We start from the raw sequence: 15,165 nt of genomic DNA, 5'->3' as shown, positions 1-15,165 counted from the left end.
TCATAGCGCACTTTCCCTACCAACAACGCGGCGGCCGCAGAGTGCCGCCTTGCCGCTCATCCAATGTATGTTGTAACTAAAATAACAGAGAAACGCGCCAGCATACCACACGCGGCCGGCGCGTTTCCCTGTCAGTGCGGCGACATATGCTGCGCAATCAGCGTCGCTAACGGCACGCGCAGCGGCTGCGGCAGATCATGGCCCATATCCGGCACAATATGCAGCCTGGCATGCGGAACCGCCCGCGCCACCGCTACGCCCCCGGCCTTGCGCACCATCCGGTCGGCGCTGCCGTGGATCACCAGCGTCGGCGCCTGAATACGCCGGCTGTAGCGCCGCAGATCGCCGCTGCCCAACAGGGCGGAAAACTGGCGCTGCAGCCCTTCGCTGTCGCCGCCGCGCTGCAACAGCCGGCGGACCAGCGCATCCAGCTCCGGCTCCTGCATCGGGTACCGTTTACTGGCCAGCAGGCGCAGGCGGGTTTTACAGTAGTGCTGCTGCTGCGCGCGCGACGCCTTAACGGGAAACGGCCGCAGCAGCTGGAATAGCAGCGACGGCGCCGGCGGCGGCAGCAGCGGCTGATTGGTGCTGGAAAACAGCACGATTAGGCTGCGCACCCGCTGCGGGTATTCCGCGGCCAGAACCTGGGCAATCATGCCGCCCATCGAACCGCCCAGCACGTGCGCCTGTCGAATCTGCAGATGGTCCAGCAGCTGAACCGCATCGGCCGCCATATCCGCCAGCGTATAAGGCACCGCGCTCTGCCAGCCGAGCTGGGCGCGCAGTATCAGCAGCCACAGCGGCTGCCGGCGACGCCCGCTGGTTTTGCCGGACAGGCCGACATCGCGGTTGTCAAAGCGAATCACCCGATAGCCCTGCTCAACCAGCGTCCGACAGAATTCGTCCGGCCACAGCAGCATCTGCGCGCCAATGCCCATAATCAGCAATAAGGGCGGCGCGCTTTCGTCGCCCCAGTCTTCATACGCAATCGGCAGGCCGCCGTTTGGCGCTATCCCGGTTCGCACCGTAATCTGCTGCATAAACAACCTCTTAATCTCCGCCTCGCTGAGGCCAGTGTAGCATGTACATACCGTTACACGCCGAAACCAATCATGCACGGAAAGCCGGCGGCGCTTCCCCTATGCTGTTATCCACGGCCCCGCAGTGGGGTTAAGACACGAAAAATCACTTGAGGAACCGACAATGAAAAAAGCATTAGCTCTGGTTGTTGCCGCTGCAATGGGCCTGTCCAGCGTCGCCTTTGCCGCCGATGCCGCCACTCCGGCAACCCACACCCACGCCAGCCACCATCACGCGGTTAAAGCGAAAAAAGCGCCGGAACAGAAAGCACAGGCGGCGAAAAAACACGTGAAATCCGCCCACAAAAAGGCGCCGGTGCAAAAAGCCCAGGCGGCGAAAAAAACGCACAAGCACGCCAAACACCAGAAAAAAGCGGCGCACTAATCCGTCCGGGCGCCCCGCCTGACCGCGTATGACGTTCATCCAGACACCCGGCCCGCCGGGTGTTTTTTATCGGAGGCTGTCATCTATGCTGCGCCGTTATCTGTTCGAAATCGTACTGGCCGTGCTGATTGTTTGCGGCCTGATCGCCGCGGCGTTTTATCTCTGAGCATCAACGCCCGTTCATGCAGAATTTATTGAAAAATCAATCAGCGAACGTTCCAACACGGCAATTTCCGTCTATAGTAGACATTCAGTGAGTTTATGGATTACCCCGTATCAGGCAAGAGATCTATGCGCATATCCGCTTTGCTGTTGTTGTGCTCATTTCCACTGATGACCGCCGGACCGGCCCGGGCCGACGGCCCCTCCCATGCGGAGAAAACCCGCCTGTTTTTTGGTAAAGACGATCGTATCAAGGTCAGTGAAACCCAAGGCTGGCCGTGGCAGGCTATCGGTCAGATCGAAACCGTCAGCGGCAACTTATGCACCGCCACCCTGATTTCACCGCACCTGGCGCTGACCGCCGGCCACTGCGTACTGGCGCCGCCCGGCGTGCTGGACAAGGCGGTAGCGCTGCGTTTTATCGCTCAGCCCAAAGGCTGGAAATACCAAACGGATAAGATTGAAACGCTGGTCGATCGGAAATTGGGGAAGAAGCTGAAGCCGGACGGCGACGGCTGGATCGTGCCGCCGGGCGCGGCGGCCTATGATTTCGCGCTGATACGCCTCAAAGAGGAAAAACCGCTGCCGCTACGGCCGCTGCCGCTGTGGCAGGGCGATACGCCGACCCTGACTCAGGCGATGAAACAGGCCAGACGGCTGATCACTCAGGCCGGCTACCCCGAAGACCATCTGGACAGCCTGTACAGCCACCAAGGCTGCAAGGTGACCGGCTGGGCGCAGCAAGGCGTGCTGTCGCACCAGTGCGATACCCTGCCCGGCGACAGCGGCTCACCGCTGCTGCTCAAAACGGCGGACGGCTGGCGGCTGATCGCCATTCAAAGCTCGGCGCCGGCGGCCAAAGACCGCTATCGCGCCGACAACCGGGCGCTGGCGGTGACGGCCATTTACGCACAGCTGAAAACGCTGGCAGAAAAGAAACCTCATTAGCGCACCAGTCCTGCGGCCCCTGCACCGGGGCGCAGGGTCATAGCATTAATAAAATTTACAATTCATATTCCCGGCCGGTGAACAGCAGCCGGCCACGCCCGCCGCAACAGCGATTAATACAATGATTTTTCAGATATCATACGCGACTTGATCGATATTACTCCGCTGCTTTTTATCATCCCGCCCACAAAACCCGTCATTTTATATTAGGGTTAACGATGTAACAGCGTACATTACGCCCAGTTATCTCCACGCATCCGCTATGTTACCCACGGAGAAAACCATGAAAAAACCATCCGGCGCCCACTACACCCATCTTGCCAACATACTGTTATGAGCAGGGAAACCGCTGCCTGGTCTCTGCACACGGCGCTGCAGGCGATACGGGAACGAAAATTAAATGCGTCCGAATTTCTGCACGATCTGCTCGCTCATGAACGACAGGTCGGCGATTTCAACGCTTACATCACGCCGACCCGCCGACAGGCGCAGAACCACGCAGCTACGGCCGATAAGCTTGCCGGCCATGCAGGCGCACTGTGCGGCATTCCCTTGGTGGTCAAAGATAATATTGACGTCGCCGGCGTACCGACAACCGCAGCGACGCCAAGCCTGCGGCACCATGTGCCAACGGTGGATGCGGCAGTGTGGCGACGGTTATCCCATGCCGGCGCCGTGCTGCTGGGTAAAACCAGTATGCATGAGCTGGCTTATGGCATCACCGGCGTTTGCTCCGCGGCTCCCAGCGCGCTCAACCCTGTGCTGCCAGGCTATCTGGCCGGCGGCAGCAGTTCCGGCACCGCGGCGGCGGTTGCCGCCGGCCTGGCGCCTGCCGGGCTGGGCACCGATACCGGCGGTTCAGTACGCATTCCGGCGGCGCTATGCGGCATTGTCGGCTTCCGGCCTACCACCGGTCGCTATCCTCACGATGGCATTCTGCGTATTTCCCCCTCCCGCGACACCGCCGGATTAATGGCGCGTACGCTTGAGGACATCATCCTGTTGGATGCGATTATCACCGGCAACGCGCGTAAGACGCAGACAGCGGCCATCTCGCCCCGTCAGATACGTCTTGGCGTTCCGCTGCCGGCATGGCGCGGCCTTTCACCTGAGGTAGCACAGGTGGCCTACAGCTCCCTAGACATGCTGGAACGGGCCGGCTATCAGCTGGTTGAGACCGGCTCCGAGCTGCTTGCGGCCGCTCCGGAGGCGCTGCTCGACAGCGCAACGTCAATCCCTCTGGCTGAAACCGCCGACGCCATTGCGGACTATTTACACGCTGCAGGGTCGCGCATCACTTTCTCTGAGGTAGTGCAGGCCATTGCCTCGCCGGATGTCTTTCAACTGCTCGCCCCGCTGCGCGACGCGCCCTACCCGCAGCTACGCTATCGCCGGGCCATTGCCAGACAAAGCAGCCAGCGGTTGGAAGCCGCAGAAGCGCGCCGGGCGTACCGCGTCGATGCCGTCGTGATGCCAACCACCGCTCTGACGGCCGCCACCGCCAATATCGGCGAGCACGTAGAGATTAACGGCGCAAGCATGCCGACCTTCCAGGCCTATATCCGTAATACCGCCCCTGCGACCATTTTAGCGCTGCCTTCCATCACCCTGCCCGCCGGCGTCACCGTCGGCGGTGCGCCCGTTGGTTTACTGTTGGACGGCCATCCTTATCGCGACACACATCTGCTGCACATTGCCTCGCACTGTTTTCAGCTTCTCAATCCATAGGGAAAATAGCCTGATGCAATCACCTGACGATATCTTGAATTCCGGCAGCCTGCCAAATCCACTGACCGATGCGCAGCTGATTCACGACTGCGCCCTACCGGACAGCCTGATCTACCTCAGCCTTGGCGAAACCTGGACGCCGCCGCCCGATGGACTGACTGCCGCCTTGCAACGGCTGCCCGCCCACACCCATGGCTATACGCTTTCTCCTTACGGCCTGCCGGCCCTGCGCCAGATTTTGAAGAGCTATATCACCCGCACGCATCAACTGCCCGCCGACGGCGCCTACGACGTCGCCGTCAGTCAGGCCGGCACGCGCACGGCCATGGCTAATTTTGCCGAATACCTGTTAAGCCGCCATAACGGCCCGCAAAGCGTACTGGTTCCCGATCCCGGATGGGATTACTCGGGGATATTCGCACCGATGGGGTTTACCGTTCATCGCTATCCCATGCTGGCAGAGCAGGATTGGCAGCCCGTCCCCGAGCAGCTGACGCCGCTCATGACGCCCCATTCACTGCTGGTGCTCAACCCGCAGCACAACCCCACCGGCGTCGAATGGTCGCCGCAGACGGTTACGCGACTGATTCAGGCCGCGCTGGAGCGCCAGTGCGCCATCCTGATTGATGACGCCTACTACGCGCTGCATACGCCCGGACAGTCGCCGACCAACGCACTGCGTACTTTAATTGAACAGGCTGGCTCATCAGCGGTTCCTCCCTGGCTGGCCGTGCGGACGCTGGGCAAACAGTTCCGCTGTAACGGCTGGGGGATTGGCGCGCTCAGCGCCGCGCCGGAAACGCTGGCGGCGCTCGCCCATATCGCCCATCAGCGCACCTATGGCACGGCGCTGCCTCTCCAGGCGGCCATGGCGAGCTGGCTGCAACAGCCGGCCGCCGACCACTACCTCGACCGTTTGCGTCAGCACTATGCCGCTAACCGGGAACTTGTGGCGCAGCGGCTCGCCGGGCTGCTGGGCTTCCCGCAAAGCGCCATTCACGCGGGGACATGCACCTCTTATATGCGCTTTCAGGTGCCGCCCAGGTTAGTGCGGCATGGCGATGAGGAGTACTTCCGTCGCCTCTGCCTCAGCGCCGGCGTGCTTCCCGGACGCGGCAGCATGATCGAGGGAAACGCCCCGGATGCGCCGGCCTATGTACGCCTCCACCTCGGACATACGTCAGAAGAACTTGAACGGGCGCTGCAGCGGCTTCGGAGAGCGGAATTAGGCTGGGAGTAATGCGGCAGGAATGGCGAAAACGGACGGGAAGCCGCCCCGGCCGTTTTCGCCGGCTGACGTTAAGCCGACAGCTGTTCGATGGTCTGCAGGATGCGTTTGTCAGACACCGGATACGGGGTGCCCAGCTGCTGGGCGAACAGGCTGACGCGCAGCTCCTCAATCATCCAGCGCACCTCTTTCACCTCCGGTTCTTCCCGGCGCTTCGGCGGCAGCTTGTGCAGCCACTGCTGCCACGCCTGCTGAATCTGCTCCACCCGCAGCATCTGGGCGCGGTCGCGGTGCGGATCGATCGCCAGTTTCTCCAGACGGCGCTCGATCGCCTGCAGATAACGCAGCGTATCCGGCAGGCGCTTCCAGCCGTTATTGGTGACAAAACCGCGGTACACCAGCCCGGCCAGCTGCGCTTTAATGTCCGAAAGCGCCAACGCCAGCGACATATCCACCCGTCCCTTCAGGCGTTTGTTGATGTTAAACACCGCGGTCAGGATCTGCTCGACCTGCTGCGCCACTTCCACCACCGTGTCGTTCAGCTCGGCGCGGATGCGCTCCTGCAGGCTGGCGAACGCCTGTTCCTGCCACACCGGACCGCCGTATTCGGCAATCAGCTTGTCGATGCCGCAGGAAATGCAGTCGTCGATCAGATCCAGCACCTTGCCGTACGGGTTGAAGTACAGCCCCAGCTTGGCCTTGTTCGGCAGTTTTTCATGCAGGTACTTGATGGGCGAAGGAATATTCAGCAGCAGCAGGCGGCGCGTGCCCTGCCACATCGCCTGTTGCTGCTCCTGCTCGCTGTCAAACAGGCGGATCGCCACGCTGTCTTTTTCATCGACCAGCGCCGGATAGGCCTTCACCGAGTAGCCGCCGCGCTTCTGCTCGTAAAACGCCGGCAGCTCGCCAAAGCTCCAGATATGCAGATCGCTCTGCTCCAGCCCGTCGTCGGCCACCGCCGACAGCGTTTCCTGCACCTGCTCTTTCAGCTGCAGCTTCAGCGTTGCCAGATCTTTCCCTTCGCGCAGGGTCTTGTGCTTGTCGCCCAGCACGCGGAAGGTCATTTTCAGATGATCGGGCACCTGTTCCCACTGCCAGTCGTCGCGTGACACCGTCACGCCGGTCATGCGGCGCAGCTCGCGCTCCAGCGCATCCAGCAGCGGCATCTCCAGCGGCGTCACCCGCCCCAGAAAGGCTTCGGCATAGTTCGGCGCCGGTACGAAATTACGCCGCACCGGCTTCGGCAGCGATTTGATCAGGGCAATCACCAGTTCACGGCGGATCCCCGGGATCTGCCACTCAAAGCCGGCCTCTTCCACCTGATTCAGCAGCGGCAGCGGTATATGCACCGTCACGCCGTCGGCGTCGGTGCCCGGCTCAAACTGATAGCTCAGCCGCAGCTTCAGGTTGCCCTGATGCCAGAAATTCGGATAATCCAGCGCGCTGATTTTATTCGCCCCATCTTTGATCAGCATCGCTTTCTCAAAGTTGAGCAGCTCCGGCTGCTGTTTCGCCGCCTGTTTCCACCATTTATCAAAGTGGCGCGCCGACACCACATCGGCCGGAATACGCTGGTCATAGAAGCTGAACAGCGTTTCGTCATCCACCAGAATGTCGCGCCGGCGCGATTTGTGCTCCAGCTCTTCCACCTCCGCCCGCAGCTTCAGGTTGGCGCTGAAGAACGCATGGCGCGTCTGCCAGTCGCCCTCCACCAGCGCATGGCGGATAAACAGCTCCCGGCACAGCAGCGGGTCGATGCTGCTGTAGTTGACCTGGCGCGCCGCCACAATCGGCAGGCCGAACAGCGTCACCTTCTCACTGGCCATCACCGCGCCTTGCGATTTCGACCAGTGCGGCTCGCTGTAGTGCTGCTTCACCAGGTGCTGCGCCAGCGGCTCAATCCACTCCGGTTCGATACGCGCCGCAATGCGTCCCCACAGTTTGCTGGTTTCCACCAGCTCCGCCACCATCACCCACTTCGGCGGCTTTTTAAACAAGCCGGAACCGGGGAAGATGGAGAAGCGCGCGTTGCGTGCGCCGCTAAACTCCTGTTTATCGGCGTCTTTCTGGCCGATATGCGACAGCAGCCCGGTCAGCAGCGCCGTATGCACGCTGCGCGCGTCCGACGGCTCGCTGTTGACCGGCAGCCCAAGCTCCTTCACCACCTGCCGCAGCTGGGTGTAGATATCCTGCCACTCGCGCACCCGCAGATAGTTGAGGAAATCGGTGCGGCACAGGCGGCGGAACTGGCTGGAAGAGAGCGCCTTCTGCTGCTCTTTCAGGTAATCCCACAGGTTGACGAAGGTCAGGAAGTCGGAATCCTTGTCGGCGAAGCGGCGGTGCTTCTCGTCGGACGCCTGCTGTTTATCCAGCGGCCGCTCGCGCGGATCCTGGATCGACAGCGCCGCGGTGATGATCATCACCTCGCGCACGCTGCCGCTGTTGCTGGCCTCCAGCACCATCCGCGCCAGACGCGGGTCGATCGGCAGCTGCGCCAGCTGGCGGCCGCGCGCGGTCAGCTGGTAGTGGCCGTTCGCCGCGCTGTTAATCGCCCCCAGCTCTTCCAGCAGCCGGACGCCGTCCTGCACGTTGCGCTTGTCCGGCGCCTCCACAAACGGGAACGCGGCGATATCGCCCAGCCCCAGCGAGGTCATCTGCAAAATGACCGACGCCAGGTTGGTGCGCAGAATCTCCGGGTCGGTAAACTCCGGCCGCGACAGGAAATCCTGCTCCGAATACAGGCGGATGCAGATACCTTCCGAGACGCGGCCGCAGCGCCCTTTACGCTGGTTGGCCGACGCCTGAGACACCGGTTCGATCGGCAGCCGCTGCACCTTGGTGCGGAAGCTGTAGCGGCTGATGCGCGCGGTGCCGGGATCGATAACGTATTTAATCCCCGGCACCGTCAGCGAGGTCTCCGCCACGTTGGTGGCCAGCACGATGCGCCGGCCGTGGTGCGACTGAAACACCCGGTTCTGCTCGCTGTTCGACAACCGCGCATACAGCGGCAGCACCTCGGTATGCGGCAGATTCAGCTTGTTCAGCGCATCGGCGGTGTCGCGGATTTCGCGCTCGCCGCTCATAAAGATCAGGATATCCCCCGGCCCTTCGCGCCCCAGCTCGTCCACCGCGTCAAAGATGGCCTGCAGCTGGTCGCGGTCGCCGTCGTCGGCGTCATCCGCCACCGGCCGATAGCGCACTTCCACCGGGTAGGTGCGGCCGGAAACCTCAATCACCGGCGCATTATTGAAGTGGCGCGAGAAGCGCTGCGGGTCGATGGTGGCGGAGGTGATGATCACCTTCAGATCCGGACGCTTCGGCAGCAGCTCGCGCAGATAGCCGAGAATAAAGTCGATGTTCAGGCTACGCTCGTGCGCCTCATCGATAATCAGCGTGTCATACTGCATCAGCAGGCGGTCCTGCTGGATCTCCGCCAGCAGGATACCGTCGGTCATCAGTTTGACCAGCGACTGTTCGCCGACCTGATCGTTAAAACGCACCTTATAGCCGACGCTGCCGCCCAATGGCGTCTCCAGCTCGTCGGCGATGCGGTTGGCGACGGTGCGCGCCGCCAGACGACGCGGCTGGGTATGGCCGATCAGCCCTTTCACCCCGCGCCCCAGCTCCAGGCAGATCTTCGGCAGCTGGGTGGTTTTCCCCGAGCCGGTTTCACCGGCGACGATCACCACCTGATGGTCGCGAATCGCTTCCAGAATCGTCTGTTTCTTCTGGCTGACCGGCAGCCCCTGCGGATAGCTGATGGCCGGACAGGAGGCGGCGCGCGACTGCACTTTCTGCAACGCGACGGCGATATCGCCGGCAATTTCATCGGCGACCGCCTGCTGAGCATCGGAATTTTTGATTTTGCGCGCGCCGTGCAGCCGGCGCTGCAGGCGCTGTTGATCACGGAGCATCAGCTCGCCCAGTTGGGAAGATAATGCCGCGAGCGGAGATTTCACGTTTGGTATTCCTTTTTCCGCGCTGCCGCAACGGCTGGTCGGCAGCGCCATGTCAATTGAGTTCAGCCGATAACGCTGTTATCCCCGTCATACTTCAAGCCGCAGATGCGTTGGCCGCGCTCAGTCACCTGAATCATTGACCAGCGTCAACTCATCGGAAGTCCATCCCTTGCCGCCTTCCTGCAACTTGAATTATTTAGGGTATATGTCCGATAGAGTAGCACAAGGCGTTTTTTCTCCATAACCCCCCTGTTTAGCCACAGAATTGTCTTTCAATAAAATCGAACAAAGATCTCGAAATATTCCGCTATCCCTGCCGACGAAAGCCAAATAAAGTGTAATCCATGCGAGGGGTGCCGAGTCCTGCGGCTCCCCATCCTCACCCAACGGTTCCAACACGGCGGGTATTACGATTACGTAAGGAATTAACGATGAGCAAATTACTGGTTCTGAAATCGAGCATCCTGGCAAACTACTCACAGTCTAACCAACTGAGCGACTTCTTCGTCGAGCAGTGGAGCAAAAACCACGGCGGCGATACCATCACCGTACGTGACCTGGCGGCGAACCCGGTGCCGGTGCTGGATGGTGAACTGGTTGGCGCCCTGCGCCCTTCCGACGCGCCGCTGAGCCCGCGTCAACAAGAAGCGCTGGCGCTGTCTGATGAGCTGATCGCCGAGCTGCAGGCTAACGACACCATCGTGATTGCCGCGCCGATGTACAACTTTAACATTTCAACCCAGCTGAAAAACTACTTCGACCTGATTGCCCGCGCCGGCGTAACCTTCCGTTACACCGAGAACGGCCCGGAAGGTCTGGTGAAAGGCAAACGCGCAATTATTCTGACCAGCCGCGGCGGCGTTCACAAAGGTACGGCGACCGATCTGGTTGAACCTTACCTGCGTCTGTTCCTGGGCTTTATCGGCATCACCGACGTGGAGTTCGTGTTCGTCGAAGGCGTGGCCTTTGGCCCGGACGTCGCCGGCAAAGCGCAGGAAGAAGCCAAAGCCGTACTGGCTCAGGTGCTCACCGCCTGATTCTGCTCCGAGGGCGCCGCGTGCGCCCTCAAACGTTTCTCTTCTCCGCCCGCTATTTTTTCAGCCACTGGCCGTTAATGCCGCGCACGTATTCCCCCTGCGCCGCCCGCGTCACCAGCTTCTGCCCGGTCATGCGCGCCACTTCGTCCAGCGTAATGTGGTTACCCTCGGCAATTTTCTGGTACTGCTCCGTCCGGCCGTCATTAATACGTTTCACCAGCGCCAGCGTCTCGTCATCCTGCTTCAGCGGCGCCACATAGCCGCTCAGCGTTTCGCCGACGCGCCCCTGCTGTTTCGCCTCGTCCAGCGTCAGCGCCATCACGCTGCTGCTGAGCAGCCAGCCGGCGCCGACCAGCCACAAATATCGCTTTTTCATTTACCGGCTCCTAAAACAAATCGCTGCGGTTTTTCAGCATATTTTCGACATCCTTATCCACTTTGATATGGATTTCATGCTCAATCTTGACGTTCATATTGATGGTGATCGGCTCTTTCGGCGTCGCCACCTCAATACGCGGCACGCAGCCGCTGAGCAGCACGCCGCCGACGGCGACCGCCAGGGCCGGCCCGGTAATGATTTTCATGGTTGTTCCCCTGGTTGTGCGAGGGCCTGTTCCAGCCACTCCTGCAGGTTGTCGCCAAAGCGCAGGCTGCGCCACAGCTGAAATACGTTTTCCTGATGGCTATAGTTCAAAATAACCTCTCGTTTGGCGCTTTTCTGCGGGTTAACCCCGTCGATTTTGGCCGTTAACGTCAGTACGCCCAGGTTGTCGAGATCGACCCTGGCCTGTGAACGGTGTATTTCCATATAGCGCAGCCAGTCGATCGCCGCGCCGGTCGCCATATTGTTGCCGGCGATGGCGTCGGCCATATCCTTGTCCAGCCGCAGCGTCAGCAGGCCGGCGTTGGCGATCCAGCCGTCGCGCACCAGCCACTGCGAGTTGTTCAGATACAGCGGCAGCTCGCCGTTCACCCGGCCGGACATGGCGAACTGTTTCGGCTTCAACGCGGTAAACAGCGCGCTGAGATCGACGCGGTCCAGCTTCAGCACCGCGGCGTCGTGCTGCGGCAGGCGCAGCGCCGACAGGCCGATATGGCCGTTCAGCATATCCACGCCGACGTTGCTCAACGTCAGCGGCTGCCGCTCGCTGTAGGGATAGTAGCCCTGCAGGTCGGCGGTGATATTCTGCATCTCAAACAGATTACTGAGCGATTTGATACGCAGCGTCACCGGCTGCTTGGCGCCCAGCAGCCACAGGTGGTTCTGCAGCCGGTAGGACATCACGAAATCCAGACCGCTCAGTTCGCCGTCCTTCATCCACATGCCGCCGTTTTTCACCACCCAGTGGCCGCCGGCGGCGAAGCCCTGTTCGCGCGCGGCAGAGAACGCCGCCTGCGCGTAAAACTCGCCGTCGCGCAGCGTCATGTTCAGATCCGGAGCCAGAAACGGCTGGAACACCGCCAGCCGCTGCTTCGGCCACCAGCCTTCTCCGCGCAGGCGCTCGCCGTCCCAGCGGCCGCGCAGCGCGATCGGGCCGATATCCTGCGCCTGCAGCTTGCCCTGCCATTGGAAGTTCTGCGGATCGCGCCCTTGCAGCCGCAGCGCCAGCGTCGACGCCGGCAGATGGCCGCCGCCGCTGAAGCTGACCTTGTCCGCCACCAGCTGCAGTTCGCCGTTCAGCGCCGGACGCGCCTCATCGCGCTGCCAGCTCAGCGGCTTGTTCAGCGTCAGACGCGGCGCATCCACCGTGACCATGCCGTATTTCAGCCGGTCAAAGCCGGTGGACAGCCGGTCGAGCGTCAGGCGGCTGTCCCGCCAGTCGCCGCTGCCCGCCACGTCCCACTTCGCCTGTAGCGGCGGCAGCTGACCGTTGCCCCAGTAGCGCCACTGCCAGCGGCCTTTGTCCGGCCAGAAATCCTGCGCCAGACCGTCGAGATGCAGCCTGAAGCGTCCCCAGTAGCTGTCGCTGGCGCGGATAATCGACTGCAGGCGGCCGGTAATGCCGTTGGCGGTAACCTTGACCCCGGCCAGCGGCAGGCGCGCCTCTTCCAGCTTCATTTCCGGCGAGGCCTTGCCCCAGGCGCGCAGCAGCGAGCCCGGCCGCAGCTCCAGCGTCGGGTTAAGAATAGAACCGCTGACCACGCCGGGAATCGACGCCGTCAGTGAAAAATCCGCCAGGTTGGCCTGCCCGGTGAGCTGAAAATCCAGGTTGCTGCGCGTCAGGCCGACGCTGCCCGGCCCCAGCGTCAGCACCGCATTGCCCTTGCCGTTGTGCCCGGCGGTGAGCACGTTCAGCCGGGCGCTGATTTGCGTTTCATCCAGCCCCTTGCTCCAGTCGTGCAGCGCAATGCTGACGCCGCCGCTTAGCGGCTGATCGATATACGGCCAGCGCCATTCGCCTTTATCGATGCGGATCTGCTGCGGCGTGATCGCCCAGGGTAAGGTCGCCAGCGGCTGTCGATCGCCTTTTTCCGTCAGCGTCACCACCCCTTGCCCCTGCTGCCAGCTGATATCCATCAGCAACGGCTGCTGCAGATAGGCGGTCTGTACTTCACCGCGAAGCTTGCCCTGCGGCGGCAGCGTGGAGAAATCACTGGCCACGCTGATAGCGCCGCTTAGCTGCAGCGGGTGCGGGCTGTTGGGCGGCAGCACGTTCAGCGAGGAGATCGTCAGCTGCTGCCGGTCGTCCAGCAGCGCTTCGGCGTTGAGGTTTTTTCCCTGGTAAGACAGCCGCTGGCCCGCCGCGGTGTTGCGCAGCTGCAGACTGCCGGCGTAGTGCTGCCAGGGAAGAATGGAAAGTTGTTTGATGGTCAGGTCGATCGCCGGCAGCTGGCGCTGCAGCGCGTCCAGCGTCAGCGGCGCGTCGCCGTCGTCACCAGCGGGCAACTGGCTCAGGCAGGCGCTGTCGACGCTGAGTTTATCGCTGTCCAGCTGCCAGCGGCCGGCGCGGTAATGCAGACGCGTCGGCCCCAGATCCGCCAGCAGGCACTGCTGCGCTTTATATTGCGCCCCCGCCAGCGATAAACCGCCGTCTTGCCAGCGCAGCGGCCCCTGCAGCGCCAGCTGACTGCCGGCCGGCAGCCAGTGCGAGAGCACGCGCGGCAGCCAGCGCGGCGTTGTTTGCCACAGGGCCGCCAGCAGGATCGCCATCCCCGCCACAATCCCTATGAATATTCTCAATCGTTTAGCCATTAAATGATTGCTTCATTCCTAGATAAGGCACGCCCGCAGTTGCATTAAGTCTATGCCAGAAAGGGGAATTATGATGGCACGATTTTAGACCAGGGTGAAGTTAGACAGGACGCTGACGGGCTGTTTCTGCCATTTTCACCGATTTTTATTCAACATGTGTCGATTTTGTTTACATATTAGCCGCCGGGAGAACAGCATATTTCAGACTTTTGTTATTGTCGTTGCTGGTGATGATTAATAGTCTTGCAATGATTCTAATAAGTAAGTGATATACCCACCGTATCCTAACGTGATGGTATATGTGAAGAAGCCATTTCCCCACCCCCAGACGTGGGGATTTTTTTGCCCGCGCCGCGTCTTTCCCGCCCCGTCTCCTGATGGCTAACTAATTGTCAAAATTGGCAAAAAAAACTAAACTAGCCGTAAGAATTATCGGTGGAGAAACCACAATGAAACTGGCGATATACAGCACGAAACAGTATGACCGCAAATACCTTGAGTTGGTGAATCAGCAGTTTGGTTATGAACTTGAGTTCTTTGATTTTCTGCTCAGCAAGAAAACGGCCAAAACCGCGATCGGCTGTAAAGCGGTATGTATCTTCGTCAATGACGACGGCAGCCGCGAAGTGCTGGAAGAGCTGGCGGCGCTGGGTGTGGAAATTCTGGCGCTGCGCTGCGCCGGCTTTAACAATGTCGATCTGGCCGCGGCGGAGCAGCTCGGCATCAAGGTGGTGCGCGTGCCGGCCTACTCGCCGGAAGCGGTGGCGGAACACGCCGTCGGCCTGATGATGAGCCTCAACCGCCGTATTCACCGCGCCTATCAACGCACCCGCGACGCCAATTTCTCCCTGGAAGGGTTGATCGGCTTTAATATGCATAACCGCACCGCCGGGGTGATCGGCACCGGCAAAATCGGCGTGGCCACCATGCGTATTCTGAAAGGCTTCGGCATGACGCTGCTGGCCTACGATCCCTATCCCAGCGCCCAGGCGCTGGAGCTGGGTGCGGAATACGTCGATCTGCCGACGCTGTACGCCCGCTCGGACGTCATCACCCTGCACTGTCCGCTGACGCCGGAAAACCATCATATGCTGGATGCGCAGGCCTTCGCCATGATGAAAGACGGCGTGATGATCATCAATACCAGCCGCGGCGGCCTGATTGACTCCGCCGCCGCCATTGACGCGCTTAAGCAGCAGAAAATCGGCGCGCTCGGCATGGACGTGTACGAAAACGAACGCGATCTGTTCTTTGAGGACAAATCCAACGACGTGATTCAGGATGATGTCTTCCGCCGACTGTCGGCCTGCCATAACGTGCTGTTTACCGGCCACCAGGCCTTCCTGACGGAAGAGGCGCTGACCAGCATTTCTGAAACCACGCTGCAGAATATCGACCAGCTGACGCGCGGCGAAGCCTGCGCCAACCAGCTGCATGGCTGAACCC

At 61.1% G+C, this 15,165-nt stretch carries 12 protein-coding genes; 7 read left to right on the top strand and 5 right to left on the bottom strand.

The features are described 5' to 3' along the window. Positions 1–131: 131 nt before the first annotated feature. Positions 132–1,040 (bottom strand): alpha/beta fold hydrolase, encoded by a 909-nt coding sequence (locus I6G83_RS18045; protein WP_054305072.1) that lies wholly within the window; start codon positions 1,038–1,040, stop codon positions 132–134. Between the two features lie 163 nt (positions 1,041–1,203). Between I6G83_RS18045 and asr the strand changes: the two genes are divergently transcribed. From asr to I6G83_RS18020, 5 genes are all read left to right on the top strand, one after another. Beyond that, positions 1,204–1,464 carry an acid resistance repetitive basic protein Asr gene (gene asr, locus I6G83_RS18040; protein ID WP_054305028.1) on the top strand — a complete coding sequence of 87 codons (261 nt, stop codon included), beginning with the start codon at positions 1,204–1,206 and terminating at the stop codon, positions 1,462–1,464. A 28-nt stretch (positions 1,465–1,492) separates the two neighbouring features. Then, positions 1,493–1,630 carry a small membrane protein YdgU gene (gene ydgU, locus I6G83_RS18035; protein ID WP_015672268.1) on the top strand — a complete coding sequence of 46 codons (138 nt, stop codon included), beginning with the start codon at positions 1,493–1,495 and terminating at the stop codon, positions 1,628–1,630. Positions 1,631–1,755: 125 nt separating this feature from the next. After that, the gene (locus I6G83_RS18030; RefSeq protein ID WP_054305027.1) at positions 1,756–2,574 is read left to right on the top strand and encodes a trypsin-like serine peptidase; all 819 of its coding nucleotides are present in this window, start codon (positions 1,756–1,758) and stop codon (positions 2,572–2,574) included. Positions 2,575–2,907: 333 nt separating this feature from the next. Continuing rightward, a complete protein-coding gene (locus I6G83_RS18025; protein WP_082394632.1) occupies positions 2,908–4,302 on the top strand; it encodes an amidase family protein in 1,395 nt (464 codons plus the stop codon). A gap of 13 nt (positions 4,303–4,315) precedes the next feature. Beyond that, positions 4,316–5,542, top strand: coding sequence for a pyridoxal phosphate-dependent aminotransferase (locus I6G83_RS18020; RefSeq protein ID WP_054305024.1), 1,227 nt, complete (start codon positions 4,316–4,318; stop codon positions 5,540–5,542). Positions 5,543–5,601: 59 nt separating this feature from the next. Here I6G83_RS18020 and hrpA read toward each other — a convergent pair whose 3' ends face one another. After that, positions 5,602–9,489: an ATP-dependent RNA helicase HrpA gene (hrpA, locus tag I6G83_RS18015; RefSeq protein ID WP_072186063.1), complete on the bottom strand. Its 3,888-nt coding sequence runs from the start codon at positions 9,487–9,489 to the stop codon at positions 5,602–5,604. Positions 9,490–9,920: 431 nt separating this feature from the next. Between hrpA and I6G83_RS18010 the strand changes: the two genes are divergently transcribed. After that, on the top strand, positions 9,921–10,526 hold the full coding sequence (locus I6G83_RS18010; protein WP_054305023.1) for an FMN-dependent NADH-azoreductase: 606 nt from the start codon (positions 9,921–9,923) through the stop codon (positions 10,524–10,526). 52 nt (positions 10,527–10,578) lie between these two features. Here the strand turns inward: I6G83_RS18010 and I6G83_RS18005 are convergent, their stop codons facing one another. The 3 genes from I6G83_RS18005 to I6G83_RS17995 are packed head-to-tail and all read right to left on the bottom strand — an operon-like array spanning position 10,579 to position 13,719. Continuing rightward, positions 10,579–10,902 carry a YdbL family protein gene (locus tag I6G83_RS18005; RefSeq protein ID WP_015672264.1) on the bottom strand — a complete coding sequence of 108 codons (324 nt, stop codon included), beginning with the start codon at positions 10,900–10,902 and terminating at the stop codon, positions 10,579–10,581. A gap of 10 nt (positions 10,903–10,912) precedes the next feature. Beyond that, a complete protein-coding gene (locus I6G83_RS18000; protein ID WP_015672263.1) occupies positions 10,913–11,110 on the bottom strand; it encodes a YnbE family lipoprotein in 198 nt (65 codons plus the stop codon). Then, positions 11,107–13,719 (bottom strand): YdbH family protein, encoded by a 2,613-nt coding sequence (locus I6G83_RS17995; RefSeq protein ID WP_054305022.1) that lies wholly within the window; start codon positions 13,717–13,719, stop codon positions 11,107–11,109. Before I6G83_RS17995 ends, I6G83_RS18000 begins: the two co-directional genes overlap by 4 nt. Positions 13,720–14,168: 449 nt before the next feature. Between I6G83_RS17995 and I6G83_RS17990 the strand changes: the two genes are divergently transcribed. After that, entirely contained in the window at positions 14,169–15,161 is a 993-nt protein-coding gene (locus I6G83_RS17990) for a 2-hydroxyacid dehydrogenase (RefSeq protein ID WP_054305021.1), read from the top strand. Positions 15,162–15,165: the final 4 nt, after the last annotated feature.

Origin of the sequence: Serratia rubidaea, assembly GCF_016026735.1 — a bacterium.
Classification (GTDB): domain Bacteria; phylum Pseudomonadota; class Gammaproteobacteria; order Enterobacterales; family Enterobacteriaceae; genus Serratia_B; species Serratia_B rubidaea.
Note: the sequence above shows the minus strand (reverse complement) of the source record. Positions and strands in the feature narration are given on the sequence as shown.

Bases quoted from the DNA above. Each gene is read 5' to 3' on its own strand.
- asr (WP_054305028.1), top strand. From the start codon at position 1,204: ATGAAAAAAGCATTAGCTCTGGTTGTTGCCGCTGCAATGGGCCTGTCC.
- I6G83_RS18005 (WP_015672264.1), bottom strand. From the start codon at position 10,902: ATGAAAAAGCGATATTTGTGGCTGGTCGGCGCCGGCTGGCTGCTCAGC.
- I6G83_RS18030 (WP_054305027.1), top strand. From the start codon at position 1,756: ATGCGCATATCCGCTTTGCTGTTGTTGTGCTCATTTCCACTGATGACC.
- I6G83_RS18045 (WP_054305072.1), bottom strand. From the start codon at position 1,040: ATGCAGCAGATTACGGTGCGAACCGGGATAGCGCCAAACGGCGGCCTG.
- I6G83_RS18000 (WP_015672263.1), bottom strand. From the start codon at position 11,110: ATGAAAATCATTACCGGGCCGGCCCTGGCGGTCGCCGTCGGCGGCGTG.
- I6G83_RS18010 (WP_054305023.1), top strand. From the start codon at position 9,921: ATGAGCAAATTACTGGTTCTGAAATCGAGCATCCTGGCAAACTACTCA.
- I6G83_RS17995 (WP_054305022.1), bottom strand. From the start codon at position 13,719: ATGGCTAAACGATTGAGAATATTCATAGGGATTGTGGCGGGGATGGCG.
- ydgU (WP_015672268.1), top strand. From the start codon at position 1,493: ATGACGTTCATCCAGACACCCGGCCCGCCGGGTGTTTTTTATCGGAGG.
- I6G83_RS18020 (WP_054305024.1), top strand. From the start codon at position 4,316: ATGCAATCACCTGACGATATCTTGAATTCCGGCAGCCTGCCAAATCCA.
- I6G83_RS18025 (WP_082394632.1), top strand. From the start codon at position 2,908: ATGAGCAGGGAAACCGCTGCCTGGTCTCTGCACACGGCGCTGCAGGCG.
- I6G83_RS17990 (WP_054305021.1), top strand. From the start codon at position 14,169: ATGAAACTGGCGATATACAGCACGAAACAGTATGACCGCAAATACCTT.